Genomic DNA, 12,435 nt, shown 5'->3' on the forward strand with positions numbered 1-12,435 from the left:
CAGAACTGGGAGCAAGCCGAGCACACGGTGGCGCATCTCTCGCGCTGATCCGTTGTTGGGTTGAGCGGCATCGAACCAAAGCCGGCCTGCTAAACAACTACGCTCCGACCCGCGCCGCAATCTCAAGATCCTCCCTGGCCGGCCGCTGCTTCCAGAAGATCGATGCCGGCTGCAACGTGCTGCGCCGCACGGCCGAGGTGGCGCATGCCGAGGTGGCGCATGCCGGGGGGCAGCATGTCGGGGGGCAGCATGTCGGGGGGCAGCATGTATAAGCTGCTGGCGATCGGGTTTTCGGCGGGAGGCATGCCGCTGGCGAGCGGGATACTGGCGGCGCTGCCCGGCGACTATCCCCTGGCCATCGCCATCGTTACCCACCTGCCGGCGGGTCAGGATTCTGTCCTGGCCGAGATGCTGGATCGAGTCTCCTCCCTTCCCGTTGCCATGGTCATTGACAAAACCCCCATTCAGCCCGGTCACGTTTATGTGGCCCCGCCCGACTACCATCTGCTGGTGGAAAACCGGAATCGCTTCGCCCTCTCCATCGACGCCCCGGTGCTGTCGGTGCGCCCCAGTATCGACGTCCTGCTCGAAACGGCGGCGGAAGCCTTTGAAGACAGCCTGATCGCCCTGACCCTTTCCGGCGCCAACTCGGACGGGGCGTGCGGCATGGCCCGGGCGCATGAACTGGGCGCCATGACGATTGCCCTGAGTCCCCTCAAGACGGATTTTCGCACCCTGCCCGATGCCGTGTTGGCTGCGGTTGACGTGGATTACATCGCGGATCAGGATGAAATCATTGCTTTGCTTTGTGCTGCAGGAGAATGCGCATGAGCCGCACCCCCCGCATTCTCGTGGTCGATGATGTCGCCGCCAATCGTCTGGCGGTGCGCACCACGCTCAAGGGAATCGATGCCGAATTGTGCGAGGCCGACAACGGCTTTGACGCGGTCTCGATGTGCCTGGCCGAAGAATTCGCGCTGATCCTGCTGGACGTGCAGATGCCGGACATGGATGGTTTCGAGGTCTGCGAACAACTGCGCTCCAATCCGCAGACCAGTGAAATCCCCATCATCTTCCTCACCGCCGCCTACCGCGCCGATGAAGACAAGATTCATGGCTACCTGTCCGGCGCCACCGATTACCTGGCGAAGCCGATCAACGACCGCATCCTGCGCTCGAAAGTCCGGGTTTTCCTCAAACTCTACCGCCAGCAGCAAGCCCTGATCGAAGCCAACGCGGCCTTGTCGCGGGAGATTGATCGCCGCAAGCAGGTCGAAGAGAAACTGGAGCGGCAGGCCCGCACGGACCCGCTGACCGGCATCCTGAATCGGCGCGCCTTCTTCGACCTGGGCACGGCAGAGCTCAATCGCTTGCGCCGCTACGGCGGCAATGTCTGCATGGCCGTGCTCGACATCGACCACTTCAAGCATGTCAATGACACCTATGGCCATCAGGTCGGCGATGAAGTGCTGAAATTGCTGGCGACCACCCTCACTTCCCGCTTACGCACCAGCGACATTTTTGCCCGGATCGGCGGCGAGGAATTCGCCATCCTGCTGCTGGAAACCTCGCTGGCCGAGGCGGTCAGCAAGGTGGAAGAGCTGCTCGACGTGATGCGCGACACCGGATTCGTCCAGGAAAGCGAGGTCATCCACATTTCCTTTAGCGCCGGCGTGAGTGCGTTATCGGCCGATGACGACTCCATCGACCAGGCCTTCTCGCGTGCCGACAGGCTGCTTTACTGCGCCAAGGCCAACGGCCGCAGTTGCGTCTGTGCCTGATTGCGGCTCGCCGCAATGCCCAGGCGTGCCCCGCCCGCTGCGCGAACGCCGCCGGGGTTGCAAGATGCCGGGGTTGCGCAAATGCGGCTTGCCCCGGCGCCGGGTTTTCAGTGTCCGGGAGGCTGTCCGGGGCGCTGTTGTGGGGCGCTGTTGGGGCCTCAGCTGGGCTTGCTGGAATTTTCCTGCATCCTGGCGAGGGCTTCGCGGCCGGAGAGCAGGTGGTCGTGCATCCGCTTTTCCGCCAGGGCCGCATCCCCCGCCTGCAGGGCGGCAAGTATGCCCCGATGTTCTTCCAGCGATTGCTGCAGCCGGCCTTCCAGGGAGAGGGAGTGCAGGCGGGAGAGCTTCAAGACCTTGCGCAGGTCCTGGATCACCTGCTGCAGCCAGCGGTTTCCGGCCAGCTCCTGGATGGCTTTGTGGAACGCCTGGTTGGCCTCGAAGAAGTCGGCCATGCGGTTTTCCCGGGCGATTTGCTCCAGCCGTTCGTGCAGGGCGGCGAGCCGCTCCAGGTCGGCCTTGTCCACCTTGTCCATCTTGCGCACGGCCTCGGCGGCGCAGCGGCCTTCCAGCAGGGCAATGAGAGGGAAGATGTCATCCAGGTCCTGAGGCAGGATCTCCGTCACATAACAACCGCGCCGGGGCTTTAGCACCACCAGTCCCTCCGAGGCCAGCACCTTGAGGGCTTCCCGCAGGGGGGTGCGGGAGATGCCGTACTGTTCCGCCAGCTTTTGCTCGTCGACCCAGGTGCCGGGCAGCAGTTCGTGGGCAAAGATGCGCTGACGCAAACGTTCGGCAACTTCCTGGTACAAGGCGGTGGGGGAGATCCGGGCGGTCATGGTTCCTGAATTCGGAGGATGACTGAGGCAGTCACATGAGGCAGTCACTCATGGGCTTGCATTCATAATTATGGATAAAGTATTATCCACGAGCTTGGATGTCAACTTTTTGCTGGTCAGCATAGAATGGTGGATTCTGCTTCGACTTGACCAAAAAAACGACTGAGACTGGATATCTGACTGCGAGAGGCGACTATGTCTGAACAATTCAAAAATTCCGATGACCTCGATGCCTGGGCTGCCGCTGCCGCCAGGCAGGCCCCAGGGGGCGATGTCAGCAAACTCGACTGGCAGACTCCCGAGGGCCTGACCGTCAAGCCCTTGTACACGAAGAAGGATACGGAGCCTCTGCCGTATACCGACACCCTGCCCGGATTTGCCCCCTTCTTGCGCGGGCCCCAGCCCACCATGTATGCGGTGAAGCCCTGGACCATCCGCCAGTACGCCGGCTTTTCCACCGCCGAGGAATCCAACGCCTTCTACCGCAAGGCGCTGGCGGCTGGCGGCCAGGGCGTTTCCGTGGCCTTCGACCTGGCGACGCACCGCGGTTACGACTCCGATAACGCCCGGGTGACCGGCGACGTGGGCAAGGCCGGCGTCGCCATCGACTCGGTCGAGGACATGAAGATCCTGTTTGACGGCATCCCGCTCGACAAGGTGTCTGTCTCCATGACCATGAACGGCGCCGTGCTGCCGATCCTGGCCGGCTACATCGTCGCGGCCGAAGAACAGGGCGTGTCGCAGGACAAGCTCTCCGGCACGATCCAGAACGACATTCTCAAGGAATTCATGGTGCGGAACACCTATATCTATCCGCCCAAGCCTTCCATGAAGATCATTGCCGACATCTTCGCCTACACGGCGCAGCACATGCCGAAGTTCAACTCCATTTCCATTTCCGGCTATCACATCCAGGAAGCCGGCGCCAACCAGGCCATCGAGCTGGCCTTCACCCTGGCCGACGGCATGGAATACGTGCGCACCGGCATCCAGGCCGGCATGGACGTGGATACCTTCGCCGGCCGCCTGTCCTTTTTCTGGGGCGTCGGGATGAATTTCTATCTCGAAATCGCCAAGATGCGCGCCGCCCGCCTGCTCTGGCATCGCATCATGACCCAGTTCGATGCCAGAAACCCGAAGTCGATGATGCTGCGCACCCACTGCCAGACATCCGGCTGGTCGCTGACCGAGCAGGACCCGTACAACAACGTCGTCCGCACTACCATCGAAGCCATGGCGGCGGTCTTTGGCGGCACCCAGTCGCTGCACACCAACGCGCTCGATGAAGCCATCGCCCTGCCGACCGAGTTCTCTGCCCGCATCGCCCGCAACACCCAGCTCATCATCCAGGAAGAAACCCACATCACCCACGTCGTCGACCCCTGGGGCGGCTCCTACATGATGGAAAAGCTGACCCAGGACATGGCCGACAAGGCCTGGGGCATCATCCAGGAAATCGAAGCCATGGGCGGCATGACCAAGGCCGTCGAATCGGGCTGGGCCAAGATGCAGGTCGAAACCTGCGCCGCCGACAAGCAGGCGCGCATCGACTCCGGCAAGGACGTCATCGTCGGCGTCAACAAGTACAAGCTGGCCAAGGAAGACCGGATCGACATTCTCGACATCGACAACCACGCCGTGCGTGAAGCCCAGATCGCCCGCCTCAGGAAAATCCGCGAGACCCGCGACGCGGCCGCCGTGCAAGCCGCCCTGGAAGCCCTGACCCAGTCTGCCGAGAGCGGCGCGGGCAACCTGCTCGACCTGACCGTCAAGGCCATCCGCCTGCGCGCCACCGTGGGGGAAGTGTCCGATGCCCTGGAAAAGGTGTTTGGCCGCTTCCGCGCCAACAACCAGACCATTTCCGGGGTTTATGGAGGGGTCGTGGAAGGCCAGGAAAGCTGGGAAACCATCAAGGCCGACATCGCCCGGTTCGCCGAAGAACAAGGCCGCCGGCCGCGCATCATGATTGCCAAGCTCGGCCAGGACGGTCACGACCGGGGCGCCAAGGTGGTGGCGACCGCCTTCGCCGACCTCGGGTTCGACATCGACATGGGGCCGCTGTTCCAGACCCCGGAAGAAGCGGCCCGTCAGGCCATCGAAAATGACGTGCACGCCATCGGCTGCTCCTCCCTGGCGGCTGGCCACAAGACGCTGGTGCCGCAGCTGATCCAGGCCTTGAAGGAGCAGGGCGGCGAGGACATCATCGTCTTCGTTGGCGGCGTCATTCCGTCCCAGGACTACGACTACCTGTACAACGCCGGTGCCAAGGCCATCTTCGGGCCGGGTACCCGCATCGAGGATTCCGCCCGGCGGGTGCTGGAAGAAATCAGGAAAGCACTGCGCGGCTGATCCTGAGCGAGCCATGCAGATGACGCAAGCGCTGTCGGCCGGTCCGCATCAGCTCACACCTGCGGACCAGGCCTTGGTAGACGGGGTGCTGGCGGGCCGGCGCCGGGCCCTGGCCAAGGCCATCACCCTGATCGAATCGACCCGCTGCGACCATCAGGAGCGGGCCCAGGAACTGCTGGCCGCCTTGCTGCCTTACACCGGCAAGGCCATCCGCATCGGCATTTCCGGGGTGCCCGGGGCGGGCAAGTCCACCTTCATCGAGGCCCTGGGCAATTACCTGATCGACCACGGCCACCGGCTGGCGGTGCTGGCCGTGGACCCGTCGTCCTCCATCAGCGGCGGCTCCATCCTGGGCGACAAGACCCGCATGGAAACCCTGTGCCAGCGCGAAGAAGCCTTCATCCGTCCCAGTCCTTCCGCCGGCAGTCTCGGCGGCGTGGCCGAGAAGACCCGGGAGGCGATGCTGCTTTGTGAAGCGGCCGGCTTTGACGTGATCATCGTCGAGACCGTCGGCGTCGGACAAAGTGAAACCACGGTGGCGGGCATGGTGGACCTGTTCGTCCTGCTGCAGCTCCCCAATGCCGGTGATGATCTGCAGGCCATCAAGAAGGGCATCGTCGAGATTGCCGATCTGGTGGTGATCAACAAGGCCGACATCGACCCCCAGGCCGCCCAGGTGACGCGGGCGCAGTGGAACCAGGCCTTGCACTTGCTGCGGCACGCTTCTCCCAACTGGTCGCCGCCGGTATTGAGCCTCAGCGCCCTGAAGAAGGAAGGCCTTGCCGAATTCTGGGCCCAGGTGCAGAACTACCGGGAGGCCCTGACGCCGACCGGCGAATTCGAGGCCAGGCGCCGGCACCAGGCGGTGGACTGGATGTGGCAGTTGATCCACTTGGGTCTGAACCAGTATTTCCGGCGCCACCCCGCCGTCCGGGAGGCCCTGCCCGGGCTGATCCAGGCGGTTGAGGCCGGACGTGTCACCCCCGCAGCCGCTGCCTATGGGCTGCTCAAGTTCCTGAATCCCGAATCCTGACTCTTAGAAGGAGATTCCTACATGCATGACATCATCCACCGGCTCGAAGCGAAGCGGGAGGCGGCCCGTCTGGGCGGCGGCCAGAAGCGGATCGACGCCCAGCACAAGAAAGGCAAGCTCTCTGCCCGCGAGCGCATCGAACTGTTCCTCGACCCGGATTCCTTCGAGGAATGGGATATGTTCAAGGAGCATCGCTGCACCGATTTCGGCATGGATCAGGGCGAGAAGATCCCGGGCGACGGGGTCGTGACTGGCTACGGCACCGTCAATGGCCGTCTGGTATTCGTGTTCTCCCAGGACTTCACCGTGTTCGGTGGTTCCCTGTCCGAGACTCATGCCGAGAAGATCTGCAAGGTCATGGACCACGCCATGAAGGTCGGCGCGCCCGTGATCGGCCTCAATGACTCGGGCGGCGCCCGCATCCAGGAAGGCGTGGCCTCCCTGGGTGGCTATGCCGATGTGTTCCAGCGCAACGTCATGGCCTCCGGGGTGATTCCCCAGATTTCGATGATCATGGGCCCCTGCGCCGGCGGCGCGGTGTACTCCCCGGCCATGACCGACTTCATCTTCATGGTGAAGGACACCTCCTACATGTTCGTCACCGGCCCCGACGTGGTGAAAACCGTGACCCACGAGGAAGTGACCGCCGAGGAACTGGGCGGCGCCGTAACCCACAACACCAAGTCCGGCGTCGCCGACCTGGCCTTCGAGAATGATGTGGAGGCGCTCATCTACCTGCGCCGCCTGATCAATTTCCTGCCCTCCAGCAACCGGGAGAAGCCCCCGGTCCTGCCCACCGACGACCCGGCCGAGCGCTTCGACCATTCCCTGGACACCCTGGTGCCGGACAACGCCAACCAGCCCTATGACATGAAGGAGCTGATCATCAAGGTGGTCGATGATTGCGACTTCTTCGAGATCCAGCCCGACTACGCCAAGAACATCATCACCGGCTTTGCCCGCATGGATGGTTCCACCGTCGGCATCGTCGCCAACCAGCCCCTGGTGCTGGCCGGCTGTCTCGACATCAAGTCCTCCATCAAGGCGGCCCGCTTCGTGCGCTTTTGCGATGCCTTCAACATTCCCATCATCACCTTCGTGGACGTGCCCGGCTTCATGCCCGGCACCACCCAGGAATACGGCGGCATCATCAAGCACGGCGCCAAGCTGCTCTATGCCTATGCCGAGTGCACCGTGCCCAAGGTCACCGTGATCACCCGCAAGGCCTACGGCGGCGCCTATGACGTGATGTCTTCGAAGCACCTGCGCGGTGACGTGAACCTCGCCTGGCCTTCTGCCGAAATCGCCGTGATGGGCCCCAAGGGCGCCGTGGAGATCATCTTCCGCGAAGAAAAGAACGACCCCGCCAAGCTCGCCCAGCGCGAGGCCGAATACAAGGAAAAGTTCGCCAATCCCTTCGTGGCCGCCAGCCGGGGCTTCATTGATGATGTGATCATGCCCCACGCGACGAGGAAGCGCATCTGCCGGTCCCTGGCCATGCTCGCCGACAAGCAACTCGAAAATCCGTGGCGCAAGCACGGCAATATTCCGCTCTGATGAATAACGTCCATCGCGAAGGCGCGCAGGCGCAACGGAGTCGCAGGGTGTTTCCTTTGCGTAACTTCGCGTCCCCCGCGCCTCTGCGTTGAAAGGCTTTTTATGTTCAAGAAAATACTGATCGCAAACCGTGGTGAAATTGCCTGCCGCGTCATCAAGACTGCCAGGAAGATGGGCATCCAGACCGTCGCCGTGTATTCCGTGGCGGACAAGGACGCCCTCTTCGTCGACATGGCCGACGAAGCCGTGTGCATCGGCCCGGCCGCTTCCAAGGAATCCTACCTGGTCGCCGACAAGATCATCGCCGCCTGTAAAGAGACCGGCGCTGAAGCCGTCCACCCTGGCTACGGCTTCCTCTCCGAAAATGCCGAATTCTCCCGCCGCCTGGAAGAAGAGGGCATCAAGTTCATCGGCCCCAAACACGGCTCCATCGCCAGGATGGGCGACAAGATCGAGTCCAAGAAGCTCGCCATCGAAGCGGGGGTCAATACCATTCCAGGCTATAACGAGGCCATCGATGGTCCCGACGCCGCCGTGGAAATCGCCCGGAAGATCGGCTACCCGGTGATGATCAAGGCCTCCGCCGGCGGCGGCGGCAAGGGCCTGCGCGTGGCCTACAACGACGCCGAAGCTCACGAAGGCTTTTCCTCCTGCGTCAATGAGGCGCGCAACTCCTTCGGCGACGACCGGGTCTTCATCGAAAAGTACGTGCTCGAACCCCGCCACATCGAAATCCAGGTGCTGGGCGACTCCCATGGCAACTATGTATATCTGAACGAGCGCGACTGCTCCATCCAGCGCCGGCACCAGAAGGTCATCGAAGAGGCCCCGAGCCCCTTCGTCGATGCCGCGATGCGCAAGGCCATGGGCGAGCAGGCCGTGGCCCTGGCCCGGGCGGTGAATTACGAATCCGCCGGGACGGTGGAATTCGTGGTCTCCGGTGCCACCAAGGAGTTCTTCTTCCTGGAAATGAACACCCGTCTACAGGTCGAGCACCCGGTGACCGAAATGATCACCGGCCTCGATCTCGTCGAACAGATGATCCGCGTCGCCTATGGCGAAAAGCTGCCCATCACCCAGAAGGACGTGAAGATCAACGGCTGGTCCATGGAATGCCGGATCAACGCCGAAGACCCCTTCCGCGGCTTCTTGCCTTCCACCGGCCGGCTGGTGAAATTCCAGCCCCCGGCCGAAATTCCCGGCCAGGTGCGGGTGGATACCGGCGTCTATGAGGGCGGCGAAATCTCGATGTACTACGACTCCATGATCGCCAAGCTGATCGTGCACGGCGCCACCCGCGAGCAGGCCATCAGCCGCATGCGCGACGCCCTGAACGGCTTCGTGATCCGTGGCATCTCCTCGAACATTCCCTTCCAGGCCGCGCTGATGCAGCACCCGCGCTTTCAGTCCGGGATCTTCGATACCAGTTTCATCGCCAAGGAATACCCGAACGGTTTCGACGCTTCCATGGTGCCCCACGACGATCCGGCCCTCCTGATCTCCGTCGCCGCCTTCGTGCATCGCCGCTACATCGACCGGGCCGCCAGGATTTCCGGCCAGATGCCCGGCCATGAGCGCCTGGTGAGCGACGAGTGGGTGGTGATCCGCAACAACGAGCGCTACCCCGTGGTGGCGACCCCGATCAAGGGCGGATACCGGGTCGATTACAACGGCGAGCAGTACAACGTCCTCTCCGACTGGCGCCTGGGTCAATCCCTGTTCAACGGCACCTGCAACGGCGAACCCTTCACCCTCCAGGTCGAACGCCACCGCATGACCTACCAGCTGTTCCACTGGGGCACCCGCGCCGACATGATGGTGATGTCCGCCCACGCTGCCGAACTGCTGGCCCTGATGCCCGAGAAGCAGGCCCCCGACCTGTCCAGGTTCCTGCTTTCCCCGATGCCCGGCCTGCTGCGCGAAGTGGCCGTGAGCGAGGGGCAGGAGGTGAAGGCCGGCGAGAAGCTGGCCGTCATCGAAGCCATGAAGATGGAAAACATCCTGAAGGCCGAACAGGACTGCAAGGTGAAGAAGATCGTCGCCACCGCCGGCGCCAGCCTGTCCGTGGACGAGGTCATCATCGAGTTCGAGTGATCCCGGAGCGGGCCGGTCTGCTGCTGGCAGGCCAGCGTTGTACCGCACTTGCGTTCTTTGCCCGTCTCCGGACGGGCTTTTTTTGCGGTTTTGCCGAGCTCGACTCCGGCCAGTAAGCCGGGCGTCGCCCCGGCTGGATGAACGCCGCGATCTGAAACAGCGACGGCTTCCGGGGAAAAATCCCCCGCATCGACCCCGGCGAGCCTTGCTCCGTGCCCTCCGTGCCCTCCGTGCCAACACCCGGTCGGCGACCAGCTTTCGCCCCGGGGTGTCTGGCAGGCTAAAATGACGACTCATTGCCTCAATGCCTGCTTCATGAACATCACCCCTTTCCTGGCCCTGGCCTGCCCCCTCGATGGAGCGCCTTTGCAACGCAGCGCTTCTCACTGGAGCTGCGCCGCCGGTCATCATTTCGACATCGCCCGCCAGGGTTACACCCACCTGCTGCCGGTGCAGAAGAAGCGCTCCCTGGACCCGGGCGACAGCAAGGCGATGGTGGCGGCCCGGCGGCGGTTTCTCAATGCCGGTGGCTACGAGCCGATTGCCTCAGCGGTGAGCAAGGCGGTGCTGGCCGGATTGCCGCCCGGCGCGACGATCCGTTGTCTCGATGCGGGCAGCGGCGAAGGCTATTACCTGCGCCAGCTGGCGGCCGCCAGCGCTGCCGGGCAAAGCCTGGCGCTGCTGGGGCTGGATATTTCCAAGTGGGCAGTGCTGGCCGCAGCGCAGCAGGACCGGCGGCCCAACTGGGTGGTGGGCAGCAATGCCAATCTGCCGGTGCTGCCAGGCAGCCTGGACCGGGTGCTGTGCCTGTTTGGTTTTCCCGTCCATGCCGAGTTTGCCCGGGTCCTGAAACCCGGCGGTCAGTTGCTGCAGGTGGATGCGGGGCCGGATCACCTGCGCGAACTACGGGAAATCATTTACCCCCGCCTGAAGCCGGAACGCACCGACGAGACCCGGACAGCGGCGGGTTTCGAGCTGCTGGACACGGAAACGCTGCGGTTTTCCCTGGTGCTGAGCCGTGGCGAACAGATTGCCGATCTGCTGGCCATGACGCCCCATCTCTACCGGGCCAGCGCCGAAGGCCGGGCCCGGGCGGCAGCGCTGACCCGGCTGACCGTGACGGTGGATGTGCGCCTGAGCCGTTTTACCGTCCAGCACCCACCGATTTTTTGACCTGAACCGGAACCTTCCATGAAAAACATCAAGCTGAGTCTCTGGGCCCTGCTGCTGGGCCTCACGGGTTTGTGGCTGCTGGCCGATACCCTGGTCCCCGAGCCCTTTACCTACTTTTCCTTTCGCGACGCGTTCATGCAGTACAGCGGCCTGATCGGCATCGGCGCCATGAGCGCGGCCATGTTTCTGGCGACCCGGCCGAAGTGGCTGGAGCCCCATCTGGACGGGCTGGACAAGATGTACCGTCTGCACAAATGGCTGGGCATCACCGGGCTGACGGTTGCGGTGCTGCACTGGTGGTGGGCTCAGGGCAGCAAATGGATGGTGGGCTGGGGCTGGCTGGACAAGCCGGCGCGCAAGGGCGACCCCGGCAGCAGCCTCGGCCCGGTGGCAAAATGGCTGCACAGCCAGCGCGGGCTGGCCGAAGACCTGGGGGAATGGGCCTTTTATGCGGCGGTGATCCTGATTGCCCTGGCCTTGATCAAGCGTTTTCCCTATCACCTGTTTGCCAAGGTCCACAAATTGCTGGCTGTCGTCTATCTGGTGCTGGTTTACCACGGCCTGGTGCTGAGCAAGTTTGCCTACTGGAGCCAGCCCGTGGGCTGGGTGCTGGCGTTGATGCTGGTGGCGGGCAGCACGGCCGCCGTGCTGGTATTGGCGGGCCGGGTCGGCGCCCGGCGCAAGGCCCGTGGCAGGATCGAGTCGCTGACCTATTACCCGGAACTGCAGGTGCTGGAAACCGCCGTGGAACTGGAACCCGGTTGGTCTGGGCACAAGGCTGGCCAGTTTGCCTTTGTCACTTCCGACCCGGGCGAAGGGGCCCACCCCTACACCATCGCCTCGGCCTGGGAGCCGGAAAAGCGCCGCATCGTCTTCATCACCAAGGCCCTGGGCGATCACACCCGCCGCCTGCGGGACTGCCTCACGGTCGGCGCCCCGGTCACCGTGGAGGGGCCTTATGGCTGCTTCGACTTCGAGAGCCCCCAGCCGCGCCAGATCTGGATCGGGGCCGGGATCGGCATCACGCCCTTTGTCGCCCGCATGAAACAGCTGGCGCTCAGCGGTGCAACCCGGCCGATTGATCTGTTTCATCCGACGTCGGAGTTTTCCCAGGCCGCCATGGACAAGCTGAGCGCCGCAGCCCGGGCGGCGGGTGTGCAACTGCATGTGCTGATCAGCCCCCGGGACGGACGTCTGGATGGGGAACGGATCCGCGCCGCCGTGCCCGAGTGGCGTTCAGCCAGCATCTGGTTCTGCGGGCCACCGGGCTTCGGCGAGGCCCTGCGCCAGGACTTCGTGGCCCACGGTATAAAGCCCAGGGATTTTCACCAGGAACTGTTTTTGATGCGCTGAAGCGGTGGCCCGGCGCGGGCCGCAAAGGCATCGAGCGCGAACCTGGCGAACCCGGGCGCGAACCCGGGCGGGGGTGTCGCGGCGCTCTTCCCCGGCCCCGCTTCCCGCCTGCGCCTCGTTGCCGCTCTTTTGCCCGCGGATGCAAGGAGGGTAAGGAGGGTAAGAGGGGGGGAAAGGAGGCCGGCGGCGCTGTCAGATTGTGCGGCGCGGGAAACGAGACTGGCGTGCCGAAAATGCAGGGCAGCTATAAGGGGAGGGA

At 63.7% G+C, this 12,435-nt stretch carries 10 protein-coding genes; 8 read left to right on the plus strand and 2 right to left on the minus strand.

What is annotated here, in order from left to right:
- Positions 1-122: 122 nt before the first annotated feature.
- Positions 123-266, minus strand: coding sequence for a hypothetical protein (locus tag WBH99_RS14270; RefSeq protein WP_424220767.1), 144 nt, complete (start codon positions 264-266; stop codon positions 123-125).
- Here WBH99_RS14270 and WBH99_RS14275 point away from each other — a divergent pair.
- Positions 265-831: a chemotaxis protein CheB gene (locus WBH99_RS14275; protein ID WP_424220768.1), complete on the plus strand. Its 567-nt coding sequence runs from the start codon at positions 265-267 to the stop codon at positions 829-831. The genes WBH99_RS14270 and WBH99_RS14275 overlap by 2 nt on opposite strands.
- The gene (locus WBH99_RS14280) at positions 828-1,781 is read left to right on the plus strand and encodes a GGDEF domain-containing response regulator (protein ID WP_424220769.1); all 954 of its coding nucleotides are present in this window, start codon (positions 828-830) and stop codon (positions 1,779-1,781) included. Before WBH99_RS14275 ends, WBH99_RS14280 begins: the two co-directional genes overlap by 4 nt.
- Positions 1,782-1,939: 158 nt before the next feature.
- Here the strand turns inward: WBH99_RS14280 and WBH99_RS14285 are convergent, their stop codons facing one another.
- Entirely contained in the window at positions 1,940-2,617 is a 678-nt protein-coding gene (locus WBH99_RS14285) for a GntR family transcriptional regulator (protein WP_424220770.1), read from the minus strand.
- A 195-nt stretch (positions 2,618-2,812) separates the two neighbouring features.
- Here WBH99_RS14285 and scpA point away from each other — a divergent pair, with 195 nt between their 5' ends.
- The 6 genes from scpA (at position 2,813) to WBH99_RS14315 (ending at position 12,176) form a co-directional block, all read left to right on the plus strand.
- Positions 2,813-4,966 (plus strand): methylmalonyl-CoA mutase, encoded by a 2,154-nt coding sequence (gene scpA / locus WBH99_RS14290; RefSeq protein ID WP_424220771.1) that lies wholly within the window; start codon positions 2,813-2,815, stop codon positions 4,964-4,966.
- A gap of 13 nt (positions 4,967-4,979) precedes the next feature.
- Positions 4,980-5,999 (plus strand): methylmalonyl Co-A mutase-associated GTPase MeaB, encoded by a 1,020-nt coding sequence (gene meaB, locus WBH99_RS14295; protein ID WP_424220772.1) that lies wholly within the window; start codon positions 4,980-4,982, stop codon positions 5,997-5,999.
- 21 nt (positions 6,000-6,020) lie between these two features.
- Positions 6,021-7,556 (plus strand): acyl-CoA carboxylase subunit beta, encoded by a 1,536-nt coding sequence (locus WBH99_RS14300; RefSeq protein WP_424220773.1) that lies wholly within the window; start codon positions 6,021-6,023, stop codon positions 7,554-7,556.
- A 102-nt stretch (positions 7,557-7,658) separates the two neighbouring features.
- Positions 7,659-9,650: an acetyl-CoA carboxylase biotin carboxylase subunit gene (gene accC / locus WBH99_RS14305; protein WP_424220774.1), complete on the plus strand. Its 1,992-nt coding sequence runs from the start codon at positions 7,659-7,661 to the stop codon at positions 9,648-9,650.
- Positions 9,651-9,935: 285 nt separating this feature from the next.
- Positions 9,936-10,823: a putative RNA methyltransferase gene (locus WBH99_RS14310; protein ID WP_424220775.1), complete on the plus strand. Its 888-nt coding sequence runs from the start codon at positions 9,936-9,938 to the stop codon at positions 10,821-10,823.
- Between the two features lie 18 nt (positions 10,824-10,841).
- A complete protein-coding gene (locus WBH99_RS14315) occupies positions 10,842-12,176 on the plus strand; it encodes a ferredoxin reductase family protein (RefSeq protein WP_424220776.1) in 1,335 nt (444 codons plus the stop codon).
- The last annotated feature ends 259 nt before the right edge of the window (positions 12,177-12,435 follow it).

Origin of the sequence: Azovibrio sp. (genome assembly GCF_049658005.1) — a bacterium.
GTDB lineage: Bacteria > Pseudomonadota > Gammaproteobacteria > Burkholderiales > Rhodocyclaceae > Azovibrio.